Annotated in this window: 26 protein-coding genes; 17 read left to right on the top strand and 9 right to left on the bottom strand. The window is 67.1% G+C overall.

Annotated elements, in window-relative coordinates:
* Positions 1-221: 221 nt before the first annotated feature.
* The 3 genes from IPI67_23055 to IPI67_23065 all read right to left on the bottom strand — a co-directional run bounded on the left by IPI67_23055 (position 222) and on the right by IPI67_23065 (position 3,605).
* Complete coding sequence (locus tag IPI67_23055; protein MBK7583063.1) at positions 222-404, bottom strand: hypothetical protein; 183 nt, start codon at positions 402-404, stop codon at positions 222-224.
* Positions 405-406: 2 nt separating this feature from the next.
* Positions 407-2,917: an MMPL family transporter gene (locus IPI67_23060; GenBank protein ID MBK7583064.1), complete on the bottom strand. Its 2,511-nt coding sequence runs from the start codon at positions 2,915-2,917 to the stop codon at positions 407-409.
* A 319-nt stretch (positions 2,918-3,236) separates the two neighbouring features.
* Complete coding sequence (locus IPI67_23065; protein ID MBK7583065.1) at positions 3,237-3,605, bottom strand: hypothetical protein; 369 nt, start codon at positions 3,603-3,605, stop codon at positions 3,237-3,239.
* A gap of 134 nt (positions 3,606-3,739) precedes the next feature.
* On the opposite strand from IPI67_23065, the gene ffh reads away from it, so the two are divergent.
* From ffh to IPI67_23100, 7 genes are all read left to right on the top strand, one after another.
* Positions 3,740-5,344, top strand: coding sequence for a signal recognition particle protein (ffh, locus tag IPI67_23070; GenBank protein MBK7583066.1), 1,605 nt, complete (start codon positions 3,740-3,742; stop codon positions 5,342-5,344).
* A 303-nt stretch (positions 5,345-5,647) separates the two neighbouring features.
* Positions 5,648-6,043, top strand: a complete 396-nt coding sequence (locus IPI67_23075) for a transposase zinc-binding domain-containing protein (GenBank protein MBK7583067.1) — start codon at positions 5,648-5,650, stop codon at positions 6,041-6,043.
* A complete protein-coding gene (locus IPI67_23080; protein ID MBK7583068.1) occupies positions 6,040-6,345 on the top strand; it encodes a transposase in 306 nt (101 codons plus the stop codon). Before IPI67_23075 ends, IPI67_23080 begins: the two co-directional genes overlap by 4 nt.
* Before the next feature lie 688 nt (positions 6,346-7,033).
* A complete protein-coding gene (locus IPI67_23085) occupies positions 7,034-7,666 on the top strand; it encodes a hypothetical protein (GenBank protein ID MBK7583069.1) in 633 nt (210 codons plus the stop codon).
* 134 nt (positions 7,667-7,800) lie between these two features.
* On the top strand, positions 7,801-8,448 hold the full coding sequence (locus tag IPI67_23090; protein MBK7583070.1) for a superoxide dismutase family protein: 648 nt from the start codon (positions 7,801-7,803) through the stop codon (positions 8,446-8,448).
* A gap of 242 nt (positions 8,449-8,690) precedes the next feature.
* Positions 8,691-9,155, top strand: a complete 465-nt coding sequence (locus tag IPI67_23095; protein MBK7583071.1) for a CBS domain-containing protein — start codon at positions 8,691-8,693, stop codon at positions 9,153-9,155.
* Between the two features lie 99 nt (positions 9,156-9,254).
* Entirely contained in the window at positions 9,255-10,400 is a 1,146-nt protein-coding gene (locus tag IPI67_23100; GenBank protein ID MBK7583072.1) for a hypothetical protein, read from the top strand.
* 252 nt (positions 10,401-10,652) lie between these two features.
* On the opposite strand, the gene IPI67_23105 is transcribed toward IPI67_23100, so the two are convergent.
* The 3 genes from IPI67_23105 to IPI67_23115 all read right to left on the bottom strand — a co-directional run bounded on the left by IPI67_23105 (position 10,653) and on the right by IPI67_23115 (position 13,320).
* Positions 10,653-11,498, bottom strand: coding sequence for a hypothetical protein (locus IPI67_23105; GenBank protein MBK7583073.1), 846 nt, complete (start codon positions 11,496-11,498; stop codon positions 10,653-10,655).
* On the bottom strand, positions 11,491-12,759 hold the full coding sequence (locus IPI67_23110) for a nitrate reductase (GenBank protein ID MBK7583074.1): 1,269 nt from the start codon (positions 12,757-12,759) through the stop codon (positions 11,491-11,493). The genes IPI67_23105 and IPI67_23110 overlap by 8 nt, the downstream gene beginning before the upstream one ends.
* 63 nt (positions 12,760-12,822) lie before the next feature.
* Positions 12,823-13,320 (bottom strand): hemerythrin domain-containing protein, encoded by a 498-nt coding sequence (locus IPI67_23115; GenBank protein ID MBK7583075.1) that lies wholly within the window; start codon positions 13,318-13,320, stop codon positions 12,823-12,825.
* Between the two features lie 129 nt (positions 13,321-13,449).
* Between IPI67_23115 and IPI67_23120 the strand changes: the two genes are divergently transcribed.
* Both IPI67_23120 and IPI67_23125 read left to right on the top strand, forming a co-directional pair.
* On the top strand, positions 13,450-13,881 hold the full coding sequence (locus IPI67_23120; protein MBK7583076.1) for a cytochrome c: 432 nt from the start codon (positions 13,450-13,452) through the stop codon (positions 13,879-13,881).
* A gap of 9 nt (positions 13,882-13,890) precedes the next feature.
* Positions 13,891-14,277, top strand: coding sequence for a metal-sulfur cluster assembly factor (locus tag IPI67_23125; GenBank protein MBK7583077.1), 387 nt, complete (start codon positions 13,891-13,893; stop codon positions 14,275-14,277).
* Positions 14,278-14,300: 23 nt separating this feature from the next.
* Here the strand turns inward: IPI67_23125 and IPI67_23130 are convergent, their stop codons facing one another.
* Positions 14,301-15,326 carry a sigma 54-interacting transcriptional regulator gene (locus tag IPI67_23130; GenBank protein MBK7583078.1) on the bottom strand — a complete coding sequence of 342 codons (1,026 nt, stop codon included), beginning with the start codon at positions 15,324-15,326 and terminating at the stop codon, positions 14,301-14,303.
* A 192-nt stretch (positions 15,327-15,518) separates the two neighbouring features.
* Between IPI67_23130 and IPI67_23135 the strand changes: the two genes are divergently transcribed.
* The 6 genes from IPI67_23135 (at position 15,519) to IPI67_23160 (ending at position 18,702) form a co-directional block, all read left to right on the top strand.
* Complete coding sequence (locus IPI67_23135; GenBank protein ID MBK7583079.1) at positions 15,519-15,863, top strand: metal-sulfur cluster assembly factor; 345 nt, start codon at positions 15,519-15,521, stop codon at positions 15,861-15,863.
* 24 nt (positions 15,864-15,887) lie between these two features.
* Positions 15,888-16,130 carry a DUF2249 domain-containing protein gene (locus IPI67_23140; protein ID MBK7583080.1) on the top strand — a complete coding sequence of 81 codons (243 nt, stop codon included), beginning with the start codon at positions 15,888-15,890 and terminating at the stop codon, positions 16,128-16,130.
* The gene (locus IPI67_23145) at positions 16,127-17,239 is read left to right on the top strand and encodes a hypothetical protein (protein ID MBK7583081.1); all 1,113 of its coding nucleotides are present in this window, start codon (positions 16,127-16,129) and stop codon (positions 17,237-17,239) included. The genes IPI67_23140 and IPI67_23145 overlap by 4 nt, the downstream gene beginning before the upstream one ends.
* Positions 17,236-17,655, top strand: coding sequence for a hypothetical protein (locus IPI67_23150; GenBank protein MBK7583082.1), 420 nt, complete (start codon positions 17,236-17,238; stop codon positions 17,653-17,655). Before IPI67_23145 ends, IPI67_23150 begins: the two co-directional genes overlap by 4 nt.
* The gene (locus tag IPI67_23155; protein ID MBK7583083.1) at positions 17,652-17,837 is read left to right on the top strand and encodes a DUF3079 domain-containing protein; all 186 of its coding nucleotides are present in this window, start codon (positions 17,652-17,654) and stop codon (positions 17,835-17,837) included. The genes IPI67_23150 and IPI67_23155 overlap by 4 nt, the downstream gene beginning before the upstream one ends.
* A gap of 151 nt (positions 17,838-17,988) precedes the next feature.
* The gene (locus IPI67_23160) at positions 17,989-18,702 is read left to right on the top strand and encodes a Crp/Fnr family transcriptional regulator (GenBank protein ID MBK7583084.1); all 714 of its coding nucleotides are present in this window, start codon (positions 17,989-17,991) and stop codon (positions 18,700-18,702) included.
* Positions 18,703-18,735: 33 nt separating this feature from the next.
* Here IPI67_23160 and IPI67_23165 read toward each other — a convergent pair whose 3' ends face one another.
* Entirely contained in the window at positions 18,736-19,149 is a 414-nt protein-coding gene (locus IPI67_23165; GenBank protein ID MBK7583085.1) for an Rrf2 family transcriptional regulator, read from the bottom strand.
* 228 nt (positions 19,150-19,377) lie between these two features.
* Complete coding sequence (locus IPI67_23170) at positions 19,378-20,025, bottom strand: hypothetical protein (GenBank protein ID MBK7583086.1); 648 nt, start codon at positions 20,023-20,025, stop codon at positions 19,378-19,380.
* Positions 20,026-20,451: 426 nt separating this feature from the next.
* Here IPI67_23170 and IPI67_23175 point away from each other — a divergent pair, with 426 nt between their 5' ends.
* Both IPI67_23175 and IPI67_23180 read left to right on the top strand, forming a co-directional pair.
* Positions 20,452-21,153, top strand: coding sequence for a transposase (locus IPI67_23175; GenBank protein ID MBK7583087.1), 702 nt, complete (start codon positions 20,452-20,454; stop codon positions 21,151-21,153).
* Between the two features lie 57 nt (positions 21,154-21,210).
* The gene (locus tag IPI67_23180; protein MBK7583088.1) at positions 21,211-21,450 is read left to right on the top strand and encodes a hypothetical protein; all 240 of its coding nucleotides are present in this window, start codon (positions 21,211-21,213) and stop codon (positions 21,448-21,450) included.
* Positions 21,451-21,621 lie beyond the last annotated feature (171 nt).

The raw sequence follows: 21,621 nt of genomic DNA on the forward strand, positions 1-21,621 counted from the left end.
GACCGGCGACTTCGCTGGGGGCGGAGGTGTGTGTCGCGCGCGCTTGGCGAGGGTGATCGAGCTCGGCAGAGGACCCGGCGAGCCCAATCGGCGCCCGGCGAGCCCAATCGGCGCCGGGGGTCGGGGTGCGGGAGGTGATCTCGACCCGAAGCCGTCGAGCGCGTACTCTCGGCTTGGTGGGTTTTGGCAGTTCAAATGCCCTATGCGCACCGCTCCCTACCTCAGCGCCGCTTCTTCTTCGCCGCCGCCGCTTCGCCTTCTTCGCGCGTGAACCGCCTCCGGCACTTCCGGCACGCGTACACGCTGCCCTTGGGCTTGCGGCCCCGCGCCTGGATCTCGCCACAGTGAGGGCAGGCGAGCCGGATCATCCCGCCCATCGCCCCGCCCACGAAGATTACCGCCATGCTCACCCCTCCCGGCGCTTGGCTCCGCGCTGCAACATGAACAAGAACGCCGGCAAGAACAGCACCGCGGCCAGCACGCAGATGATCTCGCCGACTGACGCCGCGAGACCGAAGCTCACGATGCCGCGGTTGATGGACAGCATCAGGGCCAGGTACCCGATGGTGGTGGTCAGCGAGCAGAGCACGACCGCGCCCCCAGTCTCGACGACCACGCCGTAGAGCTTGTCCGGGCCCTCTATGCGGTAACGCTGCATCAGGTTGTGGGCGTATTCCGCGGCAATGCCGATGGTGATCGGCAGCGTCACGAAGTTCAGGAAGTTGAGCTGGATCTTCTTCAGGTACATGAAGGCCAGGAGGCCCGTGATGCCCAGCACCCAGGGTAAGAACACGCCCCAGGCCGCCCGCTGGATACCGAACGCCACCAGGATGATCGCGATGGAGCCGAGGGCCGAAACGGCGATGGCCTTGGGCGCGTCTTCACCCACGGTCTTGATCATGTCCGCGAAGATCACGGCACGCCCCGAGCCCCGGATGACCTCGCCGGTGGGCAGCTTCGTCTCGCGGAAGCTGTCGGCCCAGCGCATCAGGTAATGGGCGTCCCAGACGCTCTCGCCGGAGCGCGGCACGATGTACACGATGTTGCCCCGAGTGCCGTTCTTCTCGGTGAACGGCCGCGCCACTTGCTCCGGCAGGTCCGCGATGCCGATGGCTTTGAGCTGTCCCTTGGGCATGTGCGGCTCGAGCTTCTGCCAGTCCGCGTCGTTGATGACGCCGTGCTTGCGGGCGCGCTCGACGCGATCGCGGATGGTCTCGATGAGCGGGAGCTTCTCGTCTTGCCGATCGGGCAAGAGCGAGTAGACGGTGACCACCTTCTCGAAGGGCTTCTTGCCCTCCGGCGCGGCGGCGTGGCGCTTGTCGAGCTCGGCCTTGAGCATCGGCACCTGGTCCAGGCGATCCGTCATGATCGCCATGCCGTCCTGACCCATGCGACCGACGGCGCGGTCCACCTTCTTGCTCGTCTCGCCAGCGGCGGTGCGGTCCTTGCGCTCGTTCCGCACGTTGGCCATGTCGTATTCCATCGGGTCGCGCGACAGGTACATCGCGGAGAGCGCGACGGAGGCGATGCCCAGGACCACGCCGATGGCGCTCAGCGTGCGCGGCGCGAAACGCGCCAGCTTGGCGAAGGCGACGCCGTAATAGCCGCGCGCCCGGGTCAGCCGGGTGCTCTCGCTCGGCTTGAACATCGGCGAGATCCCCTCGCTGGCGGCCAGGAGCGCCGGCAGGAACAGGTACGTGGCCAGCCAGCACAGCAACATGCCGTAGCCACCGATGATGCCGAAGTGCTTGAAGCCGCGGAAGTCGGTGACGATGAGAGAGCCGTAGGCCAGGCAAGCCGTGCCCGCGGCCGACAGCGTGGGCACCCAGGAGTCCTTGTGCGCGATCAGGAGCGCCTCGGGCACGCTCAGGTGCTGGTCACGGCGCGCCTCGATGTAACGCGCCATGTACATGATGCCGTAGTTGATGCCATTGCCCGCGATGATGCTCACCAGGAAACCGGTGGAGCTGTTCAGGTAGCCGATGGTGAAACGCGTGAGCCCGAAGGTCCACAGCAGGGCCACGAGAATCGTCGCGCCCATCACCACCACCGTGCGGATGCGCAGGAAAAACAGCAGCACGCTGACCAGCACGCCCGCCACACCCCAGCCGCCCACGTGGCTCAGGTCGTTGACGATGGCGTCGTATTCCTCGCCGCTGGTGATGAGGTCGCCGGTGTAGTGAACCTCCATCGTGGCATCGATGGCCCTGGGGTTCGTGTCGGCCACCGCCGCGGCGACGGCCGCCTTGAGCTCGGTGGTCGCCTTCTTGCCCGAGGCGGGCGTTCGCACGATGACCGCGACGTGGGTGCCGTCGGCGTTCATGTAGTAGTTGTCCCGATAAGGCGGCGCGTCCTTGACCGGTTTTTCGTCCTTCTTCTTGGGGGTCAGCCGCTTCTCGATGTCGTCCGCCGTGAGCGGCGGCGGCGCCTCCGTCTCGTCGTCGTCGAGGAGCGTCCCCTGCTTCTTCGCGATCTCGTAGTCGTAGCGCTCGACCACCTCGTCGTGCGCCTGCTTGAGGTCGTCGTAGGCGGCGTAGAAGAGCTTGTTCTTCTCGAAGAAAGCCCGGGCGTCCTGCACGCCGTAGTCCACCGCGCCCACCCGCTCGGGTCCGAGCGCCGTGAGCCGAGGCACGAGCTGATCCACGAAACGCTTCAGGCCCTCGGGGTTCGCCTTCGGCACCTCGGCGACGATCGACAGCGTCGAAACGCCGGCCAGGCGCTGCGAGACCCGACGCATCTCGATCACGCTGGGCTTGTTGTCGGGGAGCAGCTCGGCGAAGTCCGACTTGAAGCCCAAGCCCAGGGTGGACCAAGCCGCAGGCAGGAGGCTCACCACGGCGATCGCGATGAACAGCCAGGGACGCCTGGCCTGCAGCTCTCCGAGACGTTGCAGCACAGTCGGGAAGCGGTGAGTCATCGAGCGTCCGTTTTCCCAATACCAGGAGCGCGGCGGCGGGGCGAGCAGCGTGTTTCGTCGCGTTCGCCCCGCGCCGAGCCGCCCTTCAGGGCGTCAAGCCGAACAGGGCTGCGAGTTTCAAGAGGATCAGTCTCATTGGGATCAGCACCCACAAAAGGTCAGCGAGCTTCGAGCCTTTGGGCTCGGAATTGTCTTCCGTGCTCATGAACGAGCCTCCGGGAACGAGATGAGGATCGGCATCGAACGTTCGTCGCAGCGCGACGACGCGAGAGCGTGCGTGCCCGAGCGAGCTCGGGCAGAACGCGGCTTTGGAATCGACTCAGGCGCTCGAGGGATGCGGCGCCGAGTCCGGCGGGGCCACGCGCCGGCACACGCGCCGGATCGATTCGCGCTGGTCCATGAGCCACGCTCTGGGTGAGAGCTGGCTGCTCCCGAAGCCCTGGACCCGCCTCGCGAGCGGCCAGCCCGGAGTCGGAGGTGGGAGGCAAGCGAGCTCCGCCCGGAGCGGCGGCGGCGCGACCCGAAGCGGCGCCGCACGGTGTGCGTCACAGACCCCGGAGTCCTTCGGTGCCTGTTCGGAGAGCGTGCTCGACTGCCACAGCGAGTCGAACCAGGCCGGCAGGCGCAGGGGCACCGCGGACAGCGCGACCAGCGTCAGAAGGACGACGGACGCGACGAAGCGGCGCACGCCGGAGCTATGTGCCAAGGGCCCCGCCCAGTCAACTGGGCTGCCGAGCGCGGCGCGGGGCAACCCGGGGCATTAGCGGCATTTTCCCTGCTCTCTTGGCGCCGCCGGAGCTGTGCTAAGACGCTCGCTCCACCGTGTTCGAAGCGCTCACCAAAGGCTTTCGAGAAGCCAAGAATCGTCTCGCTGGGCTCGCCGAGCTGAACGAGAACAACATCAAGCCCGCACTCAACGAGGTGCGCCTGTCGCTCCTGGAGGCGGACGTCGAGATCGGCGTCGTCAAGCGCTTCCTCTCGCGCGTCGAGCAGAAGGCCGTCGGGCAGACGGTGCAGACCCGGGTGAAGCACGGCGGCGAGACCATCCGTGTCAGCGCCGAGGATCAGTTCGTCAAGGTTTGCCACGACGAGCTGATCGAGATGATGCAGAGCGACGCGGAGCCCGTCGCCTGGTCGGACAAGGGACAGCGCACCGCCGTGATGATGGTGGGCCTGCAGGGCTCCGGCAAGACGACCACCGCGGCCAAGCTGGCCCGCTGGTTCGAGAAGCAAGACAAGAAGCCGATGCTGGTGGCGGCCGACATGCAGCGCCCCGCCGCCGTCGAGCAGCTGAAGGTGCTGGGCGATCAGATCGGCATCCCGGTCTTCAACATCGCCGGGGCCACCCCGCTCGACATCTGCACGCAAGCCGACGCCGAGGCGAAGAAGCTCGGACGCGACGTGGTCATCTACGACACCGCCGGCCGCCTCGCCATCGACGAGCCGCTGATGCAGGAGCTGGCGGCGATCAAGAGCGCCATCCAGCCGGGGAACATCTACCTGGTCGTCGACGCCATGATCGGCCAAGACGCGGTGCAGACCGCGAAGTCGTTCAACGAGCGCCTGGGCATCACCGGAGTCGTCCTCACCAAGCTCGACGGCGACGCCCGCGGTGGCGCCGCGCTCAGCGTGCGCGAGGTCACCGGCGCGCCCATCGTCTTTTCGGGCGTCGGCGAGACGCTGGACAAGCTCGAGCCTTTCCGCCCCGAAGGCATGGCGAGCCGCGTGCTCGGCATGGGCGACGTGGTGGGGCTGATCCAGGACTTCGAAGGGGTCGTCGATCAGAAAAAGGCCGAAGAAGACGCCCTGCGCATGATGCAGGGCGAGTTCACGCTCGAGGACTTCCTGAACCAGGTGCGGATGATCCAGCAGATGGGATCGCTGAAGGACCTGGTCGAGAAGATCCCGGGCATGGGCGGCATGATCCCGCCCGGCACGAACCTGGACGACAAGGAGCTGATCCGCATCCAGGCCATGATTCAGTCGATGACGCTGCAGGAGCGCAAGGACCCCCACACGCTGATCCGCGAGCCGGGCCGCGTGAAGCGCATCGCCAAGGGTTCGGCTCAGCCCGAGCAGGGTGTGACCGAGCTGATCCAGAAGTTCCTGTTCATGAAGCAGATGATGGGCGGCATGGGCGGCATGGGCGACATGGGCATGCTCGGGCGCATCCCGGGCATGAAGAACATCGCCGCTGCGCGCCAGCTCAAGAAGGCGATGAAGGGCGGCGGCATGCCCGGCATGGGTATGCCCGGCATGGGCTTCCCCGGCATGCCCGGCATGGGCATGCCCGGCATGGGCATGCCCGGCATGGGCTTCCCCGGCATGGGTATGCCGACGATCTCGCCCCCGGTGTCGCTGGTGAGGCGCACGCCGCCCTTCTGCAGCTCTTGCTTCAGCCGAGCCGGCGTCCAGGTGTCAGGCTGACGGATTACCCGTTCGAGCGAAGCCTGCCGGTGTTCTTCAGCCTCTCCGCTGCGTTCGCGCAGCGGCCGGAAGATCGAGGACGAGGCGGAGGCGCGGCGGTGCCTGGCCGCAGCGAAGCGGAAGGGCCTGAGCGCCGGACTTGTTGGCGCGGGCTTGGGTGATCGCGGAGGGAGCTCGGGCGCGGCGGGTCGCGGCGGGTGGCGATCGCCGCCGGCGGCCGCCGGTTCGCCACCCGGAGTCCGCGCATTTGCGAGGAAACATCGGCCTTCCGGGGTGGCACGCCGCTGGCCATAGCGCCGTCGTGTGGGCCACCCCGCACACACCCGTCCCGAGCCCTCGCGCGTCCGGCATCGACCGGAGAGCACGCTGCTCTACCAGACAGTGGCGGAGCACTGGCCGGCGTTCCTCGAGCGCGCGGACGAGCACGGCGGCCTGCCGCGCTTCGTGGTGAAAGAGTTCGAGGCCTACCTGCGCTGCGGGCAGCTGGAGCACGGCTGCCTGCACCTTGTGTGTCGTGACTGCGGGTACTCCGAGCTCGTCGCGCTCAGTTGCAAGAAGCGCGGGTTCTGTCCATCCTGTTTGGGCCGCCGGATGGCCGACACCGCGGTGCACTCGGTGAGCAGGAGCTGCCGGAGCTCTGCTTTGACGAGCCGGGGCTGGCTGCGTGTTACGCGGCGGCAGCTCAGGGCATTGGCGTGAGCGGTGAGCGTGCAGGCAAGCCGCTCTTGCGGTTGGTCGTGCCGGCGGAGTTGCCCGAGCGCTCGCGTGCCGCGGACGCGACGGATGCGCCCATCGCGGAGGTGCGCGGCATCAACTTGCATGCGGCGCAGGTCATCGACGGCCGAGATCGGCGACGAGTGGAGCGGCTCGCTAAATACATCACGCGCCCTCCGATCGCGCAGGACCGCCTCGAGCGCCGGCAGGACGGCAGGCTCGAGCTCATCTTCAAGAAAGGTGGCGGGACGGCACCCGCGCGCTGGTGCTCGAGCCCCACGACCTGATTGCGCGGTTGGTGGCGGCCGTGCCGCCTCACGCTTTCACATGCTCCGGTATTTCGGGGTGCTCTCGAGCCACTCATCGCGCCGGCCCCTCGTCGTGCCCAAGCCGCCCGTGGATGCGGCCTGTCACAAGCCACCTCCGGCTCGAGGCGATCAGCTCGAGCTGCTCGGCGAGAAGGACGATGCGCCGGTCGGGCGGAAGCGGTGGGCGTGGTTGCTGGCGCACGTGTTCGCGGCCGATGTCGAGACGTGCCCGCGTTGCTCCGGCCCGATGAGGTGGGCGGAGGTCGCCACGAGTCCGCGCGGCCATCACGCGGCTGATTGCGGAGCACGAGGACGGCCTCGGATCGAGAGCGCCGCCCACGGCGGAGTCCCCGTCCGCGTGCCCGAGCAATTGGGGATGGGGTTCGGGAGGGGGTGAGGCGACCGGCGACTTCGCTGGGGCGGAGGTGTGTGTCGCGCGCTTGGCGAGGGTGATCGAGCTCGGCAGAGGACCCGGCGAGCCCAATCGGCGCCCGGCGAGCCCAATCGGCGCCGGGGGTCGGGGTGCGGAGGTGATCTCGACCCGAAGCCGTCGAGCGCGTACTCTCGGCTTGGTGGGTTTTGGCAGTTCAAATGCCCTATGCGCAGCCAAGAAGACAGCCGATTGCCCGACGCCGCCTGCGGTCCGACGCTTGCACGTGCACCCTAGATGCTTTCGCCGCGTCCACTGGTCGCAGGCGCCCTGTCGATGCTCTTTTCCGGCGCTTGCGTGCCGGGCGCGTTGCCGCCCAGCCAGGTCTCGCTCTCCGGCGGCACGGACGGGCGCGCGTCGACGCCGACTACCTCCGCAGATCGCGAGACGGTGCTCCGCGGCACACTCGACCCGCAGCAGCTCTTCGAGTCCCAATCCTCACGAGCCGTGGACTTCGGAGCCGGGTACCGCCTCGATTTGCGCCAGGACGGGCGCACCGTGCACGGGCCGATCGCGGAGCTAGGCGTGTATCCGCTTCACCTCGAGCGCTTTCACACACGGGTCGGCTTGCGCAACATCGGCGAGATGTTGTTCGACGACACCCGCGACGGCGCACCCGGCTGGGCCTACACGCTAGCCGCGTCGGGCGAGCTCACGGGGTTCTTCAGCGGAGCGGACGTCGACGGCCGTCGCGGCGAGCTCGCGGCCTACGCCGCCCACGGCGAGGTGGGCTTCGGTGTGTTCGCCGGGATCACCCATCGGAGCTTGGGCGGCGAGCAAAGCGAGCTGTTCATTGCAGGGCTTTCCGCGCGCCTGCCGGCGGCGGCGTTCTTCTACGCGTGCGGCAAGTGCCTGACCGAGCTGCACTGAGCCGTGGGTCGGCGCCGCAAACCCGAGCGGACGCGATCTGCCAGATCGGGGCGCAACGGGGCGAATTCGAGCGCACCTTGCGAATCTGCCCAAACGTCACTACTCACATGGCCTACTCCATCGGAGGTCGCCCCATGATTCGTGCTCGTTGGCTGGTCGCACTCGTTCCGTCGCTCCTGCTCGTCGCCTGTGGCGGCTCGAAAGCCGCTCCGCCCGCCAACCCCGAGCCGACGCCGCCCGCCGCCGAGGAGAAGAAGGCCGACGAGGCTGCGGACGGCGAAAAGGCCGACGAGAAGAAGGCAGAGGAGAAGAAGGAAGAAGCGCCCGCCGCGCTCAAGGGGCCCCTCGAGATCGCGATCGAAGGGCGAAGCGGCTCGAAGCTGACAGGCACGCTGACCCTCGAGCAGGTCGATGACGGCGTGAAGGTCAGCTTGATGGTCAAGAACGCGCCGCCCGGTCACCACGGTGCGCACATCCACGAGAAAGCCGACTGCAGCGCCCCCGACGCCAAGAGCGCGGGTGATCACTTCAACCCCGACGGGCACAAGCACGGGATGCCCCCCGGGGACGAGCGGCACCTCGGAGATCTCGGCAACCTCGACGTGGGCAAGAACGGCGAAGGCAAGATCGACATGGTCGTCAAAGGCGCGAACTTGATCCCCGGTGACAAGCACTCGTTCCTCGACCGCGGAGTGATCGTGCACCAGAAGAAGGACGACGGCGGTCAGCCCACGGGCAACGCCGGCGGCCGGATCGGCTGCGGCGAAATCAAGGCCAAGTAAGCGCGAGAGCGCACTGGCCGACTGGGCGCCCGCTGACTGCCCACGCGTGGCTGAGCTGCGCAATCACAGCGCGCAGCCGTGCCTTGGCTGCATCGCTTACGCCTGGACACGCGTTCGAGCCCCGTCCATGGAGCGGGCACAGCAGCAACTCCCTCGCGGAACACTGCGCGACCTACCGAGCGTGCCCGTTGGCACGGCGAGTGCCTCACGCCGCGCCAACTGACGCTCGGAAAGGATGAACCATGCAAGCTCGCGAGGTCATGACACGCCAGCCCCACTGCTGCTCCATCGACCACGCGCTGAACGACGCGGCGCGCATCATGTGGGAAAACGACACGGGGTTTCTGCCGGTGGTGGACGACTGCGGCAGCGTCGTCGGGGTCATCACCGACCGCGACATCTGCATGGCTGCGTACACCCAGGGCGTCTCGCTTGCGTCGGGAACCGTCGCGAGCGCGATGTCCCGCGACGTCGTCTCGGTCTCCCCGGGTGACTCGGTCAGAACCGTCGAGGCGCTCATGCGCCAAAACCAGATACGGCGCGTGCCCGTGTTGGATCAGAGCGGGCAGCCGTTGGGCGTGGTCACACTCGGCGACTTGGCGCGGCACGCCGAGCAGAACTCGCTCAGAAAAGCGCTCGAAGGTCTGCCGCTGGTCACGACGCTTGCGCAGATCTGTGAAGCGCGTTCGAGCGTCGCAGCCGAGTGACGCAGTGTGACCGGTGTGCCCGTCGGAGCCGCCGGATTCCGCATGCTTTGCGCTCGACAGTGCGGGCGCTAGGTGGTGCGCTTGAGTCGGGTGCGTAGGATGATCCGGAGCGCTTGCACGATCCTCACGACTCACGGCGGCGGCCTACCGGTCCCGCCCGAGCTAGTCACGCACATGGAGGCCCGTCGCGCCGCAGCACCGGACGACGCGGTGCTGGCCCGCGCGGTGAAAGTTACGGTGGAGCGCCAGCGCGAGTGTGGGATCCAAATCGTCAACGACGGTGACCTGAGCCGCGTTGACCGCTCGCTTTGGCTGCGTGAGCGCTTCGTAGGCTTCGACGGCGTCGGCAAATTCCCGCACGTTGCCGATGGCAAGGCCCTTCGCGAGCTCCTTCCGCCCGAAGGGCCTGACGTTCCCGCCTGCGTCGGAGAGGTGCGCTACAAAGGCCTCGCCCACGTTCAGCGTGACATCACGAACTTGCGCGCTGCGCTCAGCACCAAACCAGTCGACGAGGCCTTCCTGTGCAGCGATTCGCCAGGGCTCGTTGCCTTGCTTCACGAAAACCACTTCTACCCCTCGAGCGCTCTCTACCTGACGGCGCTCGCCGATGCGCTGCACGAGGAATACTCGGCAATCCACCGCGCAGGGTTCATCTTGCAGGTCGACTGCTCGGACCTTGCCCTCTTGGGGCACGTCGGACCGGAGCCGCCGAGCGGTGGCGAGATTCAGCGCAGAACCGAGCTCCACGTCACAGCACTGAACCATGCCCTGCGTGGGATTCCTCCGTCGCGCGCCCGGCTGAGCTTGTGTTGGGGCAACTATGCAGCGCCCCATCAACGCGATTTGCCGCTGCGCGACATCATCCAAAGCGTGCTGCGCGCGCGTCCAGCGGGCATTGCCTTCGCGGCAGCCAACCCCCGGCACGAGCACGAGTGGCAGGTCTGGGGTGACATGCCGCTGCGCCACAGCAAGATCTTGATCCCGGGTGTCATCGACACCACGTCGGTCTACGTCGAGCATCCGGAGCTCGTCGCCGAGCGCATTTTACGCTTCGCGCGCTCCATGGGCGCCCTCGACCTGATCGCTGGGACCGATAGTGGCTTCCATGCGTTCGGGCCTTTCCCGCGCCTCGAGGCCGACGTCGCTTGGCAAAAGCTGTCGTCGTTGGTGGAAGGCGCGCGGCTCGCCGGTGCGGAGCTGGTACCACTACGGAAACGCAGCGAGGCTCACCCAGCGCATCATTGACCTGCGGGAGAGCGCCACACGCAGTGGTTGCCGTTTGCGCTCGAGCGCGAGGGAACGCCGGAATCGGAAATCGTCAACGTTCGCGCGCACTGAGCTTCGCGCGAGGCGCCTGGGAGGTCGGCGTGAAGCCCGAGGTCGGGGCGGTCGCGCGGCACGCGCACTGAGCAGCGGCGGTCATCCGTCTTGACGCGCGGCCGTCGCTGGCGCGCGATCGCAACACGCCGGTGTTCGCGCAGAGCTCCGCCTCTTTCTTCAGCGGCCGAGCTTGGCCAGGCCGACAAGCTGCTGTGGTCCGCCCCGCGTGAGCGGGAATCGATGCCACAAGCCGAGAACCGCGAGCAGCGCCAGATCGGCGAACAGCAGCGGCGCGAACACCGGTGCGCCGTACACCAAGCGGTCGTGCAGGGTCACCCCGGGCGCCGCGAGATCGCGCGCCAGGTGCAGGTAAGCGCCGAACGCGCCGACTAGCGCCTCGGTGCCCATGATCACGACGGTCAGCTTCAGGTATGGCCGATCGCGTTCGCCGAGGACCACCGGCAGGAGCGCGCCTGCTCCATAGGCAGCAGCCACGACCCCGATCCACTCCGTGCGCGTGAAGAAGCCGTTTTGCGCGTGATCGAGCAACGTCAGCGCGAAATTGCCCGAGAAGCCGGCGAACGCCAGGAACACGACCCAGAGCCCCCAGGCTTCGCTCTCTTCGCGCTCCAGACGTCCGAGCACGAGCAAGAGACCGACGCCCACGTACGAGAGCGGCGCGACGAACGGCGCCGAGTACACGAGCTCGCTCAGCGTCTCGCGCTGGAAGAACGCGCTCTCGAGGTGGAAGACCATTCCTGCCACGCCAACTACGATCGCACCGAACCCCACGATCAGCCCGAGCAGGCGAGTGACCGTTCCGTGCGAACCGGTCAGCACGCCGGGCACCAAGAGCAGGGGCGCCGTCGCACTGAAGACTACGGGTGCCCACTCGTCGCCATTGGCGAATCCATTGGCCTCATGGGCGAGCCAGACATCGAGCGCGAGAAAGCCGAGGTTGAACGTCGCAAACAGCTCGACGAGCCGCGAAAGCGAGATGCGCGCGCGCGCTCGTTCAGTCACCCGCCTTGCCTCCTCCGTCGACTGCGCCTGCGGCGCGGGCGCTCGCACGAAGCTCGGTTGCCGCTTTCTCCAGCAGCACGGTCTGATGCAAGAGCTCGTAGTTTCCGTGCCACTGCACGAAGTCGGCTCCACCCATGAACGCCCCGTGCTTGGTGGTGCGACCGTAGTAGTGCCAGAGGTCGAATGCGATGAAGTCAATCTCCTGGTCGAACGGCGCTTTGGTCAAGAGCCCTTCGCGCGCCAGGGCCGCCATCAGGTCGTTGGCCTTTTTCACCTTCTCGTTGGTGGCGCGCACGACGACTTCCGCAGCGCTGTAGTACGCTTCTACCGAGCTCGAGGCGTGACACTTCTCGCACACCTCTTTCATCTCGTCTTGACCCGAGACGTAGCTCGGGCGCTTTTCGCTCACGGCGGCGAACAGATACCACGACAAGCGCGAACCAACGTCGTGGGTGACCTTGGCACCCTCGAGCCCACTCATATGGCATGTCGCGCAGGTCGGCACGGGCATGTCGACGCTGGTCAACTTCTTCGGCTCCGCGTCCAGGCGGAAGCTCGATTTCTCGGCCGCAAACAGCACGCCGTGCTTGCTCTCCTCGTAGATCTCCAGCTGAGAGTGATCGGGACCCATGTGGCACTGCCCGCAAGTCGTCGGCTCACGCGCGAGCTGGACCGAAGCGGAGTGTCGCGAATGACATTGCGTGCAGCTGCCAAAGGATCCGTCCTCGTTGGGCTTGCCCACCGCGTGGCAGCTGCCGCAGCCCTTGGCGACGGCGCCGTTGCCTTCCAAGCTCACTAGCGGGTTCGTGTCGCGGAGCGCGGTGCCGGGGTGATACTTCTCCACTAGAGCAACCTGCTCGGTGCTCATTCCTTCTTTGCCCATCACCGCGGTCCACGCCGCCCCGCCGTGACGGCTGCGCGCGTACTGCTCGTACTCGGTGACATGACAGCCCGCACAGTTCTTGGCGGTCATCTTCAGCGCGAGAGTGAACCCCTTGTGCTCGAGTGCCTTCTGCCCGGGCGCGGGTCGGTGACAGTCGAGGCAGTTGACACCCTTCTGCGCATGCCGGCTGCGTTCGTATTGGTGAACGACTGCACCGGTCTCGTGCAAATGGCACTCGGCACACTTGCCGGTCGCAGCGACCAACGCCGCAGTCGGCTGTGACGTCTCGATGCGTGGTCGCTTGGCGTTGATCACGAGAGCCGCGACGATGGCGGCCGTTCCGACGAAGACGGCAATGAAGACGGACTTGAACGACATGACGCGCCGGGGATCCTCCACCCAAACGCTCGTTCGGTGGGAGTAATTCGGCGGACAAACACGTCAGGCGGTGGGGACCGCTCCGGGGCTCGAGCCAACTCTTGCCAGTACGTCGGCGACCCGAGCCTCGATTTGCGGTCCGTCTCGATGCGGCGAGACCGCCAGCGATTGGAGGCGGCTCATTCGTTCCAGGACGGCACCCGCACCGGCGCCGACCGTCGCATCGGCCTGTTCGTACAGTCCACCTGGCTCCTCTTCGAGGCGGTTGTGCTCCACGAGGATGGCGCGAATCCCCCTGATCAGCTCCGCACGCGGAGTCGGTATCAAGAGCGTGGCGAGCGCCGAATGATCGTGCCGCAGGCGCCCGATGAGCTCCGATGTTCTTTCGACTTGCCGCAGCGGCGGCATCACGAGCTTTTCTTCCCAGGCGATGTGGCGCAAGAGCCCCGCGCGAAAGCTCGCGAATGCCTCGAGGTCGATGCTGCCGTCGGGGCGAAGGGCACGTTCGAGCAGGGCGTCGAGACGCCGGTGGTCCTCGGACAGTCGCTCGGAAAGCAGCATCTCGGGCCTTCCGAAGCTAGCGCACCTGGGAACCGCCGTCTCGAGATGGCACGGCGAATGCTTCGCGTGGACGTCATGCTCCACGTTCGAACAAACCCCACCGCAGCCCGACGACGTCCCTCCTCGGGCATGTTCGCAGCACTCGTCGTCGCAGCGGCGGTGTTCGGAGCCTGCCACGAGACGCAGCACGACCACGGCGCCGCGGCTTCGGCCGTGCCCGCAGGGCTGAACCCCGTGCAGAACGAGATGCGTCTGTTGCTCGATGCCATGCGCGACACGGTCACGGGCATCGCCAACGGGAAGGTCACGACGGTCCCGGAGAGCCTGCACAAAGTGCACGCGGCCAAGGAAGCGACCGCCGCCGCGCTGAAGGCCGGCAGCTACAAGCCGCCGAAAAATCCGGACCAGATCGCGCGCTTCGTCGAGCTCGACGAGGCCTTTCACGGCGATCTCGAGAAACTGGTCGAAGCGGCATCCAAGAACGACGTCCCGGGCACCGGTCGTGCGCTCGGACAAGCGTTGTCCAGTTGCCAGGGGTGTCACGAGCAATTCCGGCTCTGAGCGCGCGCGATGAGCCTCCTCCTGCTAATCCGTAGTCTCTTCTCCCGCTCACGCGAGCCCGTCGACTTCGGGACGCCGACCGAAGCCGTGGTTCCCGGTACGCCCGAAGCACGGGTTCTCGAGGTGCTCACGACCGTGCTCGACCCCGAGCTCGGGATCAGCATCGTCGATCTTGGGCTCATCTACGGCATTCGCGTCGCTGAGCACGCCATTGAAGTCACGATGACCATGACCACTCCGGCCTGTCCCATGGGCGGGCTGATCAAGAGTCGCGCTCGCGAGGCCATCCGGCGCGCGCGACCCGACTCCGAGCTCCGTATCCGGCTCGTGTGGAATCCGCCCTGGACTGCGAGCCGCATTTCCTCCCAAGGCCGAGCACAGCTCGGCTTCGATTGAGCCGAGCCGGAGCAGCTGTCGGCCTACTCGTCTGCCACGAGCCCCAACGTGCTGAGCTTGCGCCAAAGCGTCGTGCGACCGATGCCCAAGACGCGCGCGGCGTCGATTTGCCGGCCTCCGCAGGCCTCGAGCACGCGCGCGACGTGCTCGCGTTCCACCTCGGCCAGAGTTCGCATCATCGTCGAATGAGCGCGCAGCGGCGACGGGCTCACCACATCCTCGGGCAGGTGCGCGACATCGACGTCCCCATTCCCGGCGAGCACGGCGCCGTGCTTCACCGCATTTGCGAGCTCCCGGACGTTTCCGGGCCAGGGGTGGGTTTCGAGGACGCTCCGCGCGCGCACGGTAAAGCTCCCCTGGTGACCTTCTTGCTCCAGAAACATCCGTGCGAGCGGCAAGATGTCCTCTTTCCGAGCGCGGAGGGCCGGCAGCGTCAGCGTGAAGACTCTCAGTCGGTAGTAGAGATCCTCGCGGAAGCGCCGCTCGGCGATGCCAGCGCGCAAATCCTGGTTGGTTGCGCACAAGATTCGGACGTCCACCGAGAACGCGTGGGTGTCACCCACCCGCCGGATCTCGCCGTCTTGCAGCGCACGCAAGAGCTTCGCCTGGAGTCCCAGCGGCATCTCGGCGATCTCGTCGAGCAAGAGCGTGCCGCCGTCGGCCGCCTCGAACATCCCGCGCTTCGGCGCTCCGGCGCCGGTGAACGCACCCTTCGCGTGACCGAAGAGCTCCGACTCGAGGAGATCGGCGGGCAACGCGGCGACGTTCACGGCCAGGAACGGCTTGTTCTTTCTCGGACTGTTGGCGTGCAGGGCCCGGGCGAGGATCTCCTTGCCCGTGCCGCTCTCCCCCAGAATGATGACCGGGGCGTCGCTGGCCGCGATGGGCGCGGCTCGGAGCATCAGGGCGCGCATGGGCGCGCTCTCAGCCACCAGCTTCGAGCAGCGCCGCAAGCCCGGTGCCTCGGGAGCAAGGCGGCAAACGGCGCAAAGCCTGGGCGCTCGCTCGAAGGGAGCTTGGCAGGGCGGTGAGAGCGGCACTCGTTTCATGCTGTTTCATTATGAAACATATCCCAGCTTCGGTCCACAGGCAACCACGAGGTCTCGGCCCGAACTTGCTCGCTCACGCCGTTGGTACGGGACCTGCTTTACCGAAGGAATGCTGGACCCTCGCCACACGCAGAGCCGAGCGGTCACATGATTCGGTTCGACGAGTTCGGTGACTTCATCGACGCGGGCCCGATGCCCGACGACATCGGGACCGCTCCCGACGCGGTGGAGCCCGGCTCCGACGCCGAGAAAGTCCGCGATGCGCTGCGCGAGGTGATCGACCCCGAGGTCGGGATCAATGTCGTCGATCTCGGCTTGGTGTACGGCCTGATGCTCGACGAGAGCCGCGCCATCGTCACGATGACGATGACGACCCCTGCTTGCCCCCTCGGCGACCTGATCCAATCACAAGCAGCTGAGGCGGTCGAAGCGGTGTTGCCCGGACGCGCCGTCGAGGTTCGCTTGGTCTGGCAACCGCCGTGGACTCGACATCGAATGTCGCTAGCCGCGAGGCGAATGCTCGGCTTCGACGAATAGCCCACCAAGCCAGAAAGAGGAGACATGTCCGAAAACACCAACGAACCCGTGGTCGATGTCCGCGAGATACCGCCGAGACAGCGCCACCCGCTGATCTTCGGCACGTTCGAGAATCTGCCGGTAGGTCGGGCGTTTCTGCTCGTGAACGACCACGACCCGAAGCCCCTCTACTACCAGTTCGAGGCGGAGCACGCCGGTCAGTTCGACTGGGAATACCGCGACCGCGGACCGGAGGTGTGGTGCGTGCGTATTCAGAAGACCGCTTGAGCCAGCGTTCGCGCTTCGGCGGACGCCTGGCGCTGCTCGTGCTCGCCGGCGTGTCGCTAGTGGCCGGTGCCTGGGCGGGACTTGCACGAATCGGGGTTCCATTGTCTCCGCCGAACGCCAACACACTCGCCGCCCACGGCGGGCTGATGGTCAGCGGTGTGCTCGGAACGCTGATCGGCTTGGAGCGCGCCGTCGCCCTGGATCAGCGCTGGGCCTATTCTGCACCCCTCGCAACTGGGCTCGGCGCCGTCGCTGCCTTGGCTGGCGCTGACTTTCGCCTCGTAACCGCCTCGTTCGCGGTCGGAAGCAGCTTGTTCGTCGTGGCCAGCGTGGTCGTGACGCTGCGCCAGATCGCGGTCCACGCGCTGGTGATGCTCTTCGGAGCCGTGGCCTTTGCTACGGGAAACCTGGCCTGGGCTCTCGGCGTCCCAGTGGCGCGGGTCGTGCTGCTGTGGGCGGCCTTCCTCGTGCTGACCATCGGCGGCGAGCGTCTCGAGCTGAGCCGCATGCTCGCCCCGCCGGCGTCAGCCGTGCGGGCGCTCGGCGTCGTCGTACTCGCCCTCGGCGTGGGCTCGGCGCTCAGCGTGGTCCAGCCCGAGCTCGGCGGTCGGCTCACGGGAGCAAGCTTCGTGTTGCTGGTGGCGTGGCTGGTGCGTCACGACGTGGCCAGAAGGACGGTACGCATCCCCGGCTTGCCGCGCTACGCGGCGACGAGCGTGCTCTTGGGCTACGTGTGGCTCGCGGTCGCCGGTGTGATGCTGCTCTGGCTGTCACCGCTGTCTGCCGGGCTGCTCTACGACGCCACTCTCCACGCGCTATTCCTCGGCTTCGTGTTCTCGATGGTGTTCGGTCATGCACCCATCATCTTGCCAGCGGTCTTGCGCGTGGAGTTGCCGTACGCGCGCCTGTTCTATTTGCCGCTGGCCCTCTTGCACGGCTCGGTCGCGTTGCGTATCGCGGCAGATCTGGCGGGCGCCCCCTACCTGCGACAAGTGGGTGGAACGCTGAACGTGCTGACGTTGGTCACCTTCGCCCTCTCCATTGCCATCGTCAAGCTCCGCACTCGGGCCAACGGAGCGCGGCACTCCCACGAGATGAGGACTGCATGAAGGTCAGCCGCAGCTTGCGCGCGCTCGCAGTGTTCGCAATCGCGTTCGGTGTGATCACCGTGATCTCAGGGGGGCGCACCCTGCTGGACCCAGCGGTCCGGAGAGCCGCCGAGCCGGTGGTGCCGTTCGTGCTCGACTTCAATTTCTTCGCCGGTTTCGTCTACATCGCGGCGGGGTTGGGTCTCTGGTCCGCCCGACGCTGGGCCGCGTTCCTGGCGCTCTTGCTCGCGCTCGCGACCCTTGCAGTGTTCGGTGCGTTCGGCGTCCACGTCCTCGGCGGCAGCGCCTTCGCCGAGCGCACGGTGTTCGCGATGCTGTTTCGATCCGCTACTTGGTGCGCGATCGCCTTTGTGAGCTGCCACGAAGTCGGATGTCGCTCGGCCGACGCCGGCCAATCTCCGAACCCCGCTCCATGACCGACCCGAGGTTACTCAGACCGTCACATCCCGAGCGAGTGTGCTGGGGCTGCGAGATGCTCTGTCCGGCCCACGACCTCAGCTGCGGCAATGGCTCGGAACGGAGCATGCACCCGGTGGAGCTCTTCGGGGACGACTGGTTCGAATGGTGCCAACAGTCCGAAAACGACCCCGACGCATGACTGCGACGCCCCGTGCACTTCCGCACAGTCATCTGTCCGTGCGCGCAACGGATGCGCAATGTCCTGCCTCGTGGGACCCCGCGAGGACGGTAGGCTGTCGAACGAACCGAGGCAGAGGCGTGGCCCCGACCTTGCACGGGGCGAGCGAGGCATGGCTCTACGTCAATTCATCGAGCGAGCCAGCGCGCTGAGCGGTGCCGAACCGGCACTGCTCGACCGCATGGCGAAGGCTGCGACCATTCGAACGTTGGCGCGCAACGGCGTAGCGTGGCGCGCTGGAGAGCCCGCGTGCGGACTCACGCTGATCAAGAGCGGGCTGATCAAGGTGATCCGCCCTACTCCGCCCGGACGCTCGACGATTTGCGGGCTGTTTGGAGCGCCCCAGACCCTGGGCAGCTTGGCGCTCCTTCGTGGCGATGCGCACTTGGTGGACGCCGTCGCCGCCACGAATCAAACGACGATGATCACCATCCCCGGTCGCCTAGTGCTCGCTGCCGTCGACACGAATCCGAGGCTCGCGCTCTCGCTCGCTTGCTCGGTACATCACGAGCTCAGCGCATTGCACGAGAAGGTAGATGTATTGTCGGCCGGATCCGTGGAAGCACGCCTGGCAACGTTGTTGCTGCAACTGTACGAGCAGTTCGGCGACGAGATGAGTGACGGGACGCCCTGCATCCCCCTTTCGCTCTCACGACGAGAGCTCGCCGATCTGGTCTCGACGTCTTTCGAAACCGCAATTCGAACCATGACGAGCTGGGACCGCCAAGGAGTGCTCGAAACGACTCCCGAAGGTTTCATGATCAGGAGGCTCGTCGCACTGCGAGAAATCGCGGGGCTCGAGGGACGGACCCTGTTCGTCGCGTGAAACGCTCTCCGGGCGTTGCCGCTCTCGAGCGATTCAACTCCGAAGCCGACGCAAACGCGTGGGTCCGATATCTGCGAGCGTCGTCGCGTTGCTCCAGCTCGTGAGCGCGTCGTTGAGAGCCGACCAGGTCGGATGCAAGGGGCACGGATGCCGCGCATCGCAGTCGCCCCAGCCAAAAGCACAGCGGGTCGTGTCCGGCGCGCCACCAACGGAGGCGAGGATGTCGCCGATGCTGATCCGCTGCGGTGGCCGCGCCAATGCGAAACCGCCGCCGTGTCCCTTGCGAGCGACGAGCAGACCGGCGGCCACCAGTCTTCGCAACACCTTGGACAAGTAGTGCACTGGCACGTGGGTTGCGATGGAGAGGTCTTTGGCTCGCAGCGCTGGCGTCTCCGCTTTCGAGAGCACGGCCATCGCTCGGAGCGCGTACTCCGCTGTCTGGCTCACGGGAGCCGCACGTCCCCTCGGCTCCGCGCCTCGCCTTGAACGCGGCTTGCGGGTCACTTTGGGCATCGGGAACATGATCCGCCGCAGCGGAAGCAAGGCGAAGATCTTTCGACATCGCTCGAAAAAAAACGGTTTCTCGCTGCCAAGCCCCGCGGATTCGGGCGAATCGTGCGCAGCGTTCGTCGCGTTGCGCACGGCGTGCGTGAAATGTCTCCGCTCGCGGCTAGATCACTCGTACCAGCGGAATCCATCGAGCTTGTCGAACAGCACCACGGCTCGTCGGCGCGGCTCGAGGGTCAGCTTGCGTTCGTCGCGATAATCGTATTCGCCGAGCTCGTGCGTGTCGCCGATCTCGACGCGCACGTCGTGCACGCCCCGTGTCGAAGGGATGCGCTCGATCGCGACGCTGTTTCCGTCGTGCCAGACGCCATGGGGCTCATAGCTCTTGTCGACCAGCTCGGCGCCATCGACGAACACTTTCATGCGCACATTGCTCCGACGCCGCTCGCAGATCTGCTTCGGACGCATATGCATGGGAAGCTTGGCGAGCTCGGCTTCGGTCGGCTTTCGGCACTTGTCGGCGGTCTTTCCGGCGAGCTTGAACGAGACGACGAGCTCGGGCGTCTCGCTCGAGGGAGCAGCGTGGGCCAAGCGCGTCGCGCCCCAAGTGGCGACCGCAAACATGGCGGCGAGCCCGAGGCCCGCTGCCCAACGGCGCATCGGACGCGCCTCGAGCGCCTTCGCCTCGACGCCGGCTCGGAATTCGACCGCCTCTCGCACCAGTCGCGCGCGTTCGGTGCGGAACAACTCGAGTACGCGCACCTTCTTGGGGTCGACCTTGTCGAGGCGCAGCATGGGCTCACGCTTGGCGCTCATCCGCTGGGCCGTCCACTTGCCGCCCTCCGTGTACGTGCACGCGGACGGCGACCCGCGCGCGCCGCTCGAGTTCCGGGAGCTCGACGCGCCCACGCACGCGGACGTGGCGCAGGTCGCAGCGCGCACTGCGGCCCGCATCGAGAGCATCCTCAAAGCGCACGGGCGGAGCCTCGACCCCGAGCTCGGTGAGCAGGAGCTGCCGGAGCTCTGCTTTGACGAGCCGGGGCTGGCTGCGTGTTACGCGGCGGCAGCTCAGGGCATTGGCGTGAGCGGTGAGCGTGCAGGCAAGCCGCTCTTGCGGTTGGTCGTGCCGGCGGAGTTGCCCGAGCGCTCGCGTGCCGCGGACGCGACGGATGCGCCCATCGCGGAGGTGCGCGGCATCAACTTGCATGCGGCGCAGGTCATCGACAGCCGGATCGGCGACGAGTGGAGCGGCTCGCTAAATACATCACGCGCCCTCCGATCGCGCAGGACCGCCTCGAGCGCCGGCAGGACGGCAGGCTCGAGCTCATCTTCAAGAAGGTGTGGCGGGACGGCACCCGCGCGCTGGTGCTCGAGCCCCACGACCTGATTGCGCGGTTGGTGGCGGCCGTGCCGCCTCCACGCTTTCACATGCTCCGGTATTTCGGGGTGCTCTCGAGCCACTCATCGCGCCGGGCCCTCGTCGTGCCCAAGCCGCCCGTGGATGCGGCCTGTCACAAGCCACCTCCGGCTCGGAGGCGATCAGCCCGAGCTGCTCGGCGAGAAGGACGATGCGCCGGTCGGGCGGAAGCGGTGGGCGTGGTTGCTGGCGCACGTGTTCGCGGCCGATGTCGAGACGTGCCCGCGTTGCTCCGGCCCGATGAGGTGGGCGGAGGTCGCCACGAGCGCGCGGCCATCACGCGGCTGATTGCGGAGCACGAGGACGGCCTCGGATCGAGAGCGCCGCCCACGGCGAGAGTCCCCGTCCGCGTGCCCGAGCAATTGGGGATGGGGTTCGGGGAGGGTGAGGCGACCGGCGACTTCGCTGGGGGCGGAGGTGTGTCGCGCGCGCTTGGCGAGGGTGATCGAGCTCGGCAGAGGACCCGGCGAGCCCAATCGGCGCCCGGCGAGCCCAATCGGCGCCGGGGGTCGGGGTGCGGGAGGTGATCTCGACCCGAAGCCGTCGAGCGCGTACTCTCGGCTTGGTGGGTTTTGGCAGTTCAAATGCCCTATGCGCACACCTGGACGCCGGCTCGGCTGAAGCAAGAGCTGCAGAAGGGCGGCGTGCGCCTCACCAGCGACACCGGGGGCGAGATCGTCGCGCATCTGATCAATCGTGCGCTCGACGCCGGCGCGGCGAGCCTGTTTCTGGCGATGCGTCAGGCGCTCGGGCAAGTGCGCGGCGCCTACGGGTCGGTCTGCTCGTCCCCTGAAGAGACGTGCGCGCGCTTTCACCTGGCCTAGCTTGCCGCCCAGAACCGCATCGACGCGCACCTCGGCGCGTCTCGCTTGGCGTCTCCGCCAATGGAGATGACCAGGCCGGGCTTCTGGCGCAGCGTGCCCGCGATTCGTACCTTGCTCCCCGACGGTTGGGCAGGCAGCTCGAACAGGAGCATGCCCTTGTTGGCTTCCGTG

This window comes from Myxococcales bacterium (assembly GCA_016706225.1).
Lineage (GTDB): Bacteria > Myxococcota_A > Polyangia > Polyangiales > Polyangiaceae > JADJKB01.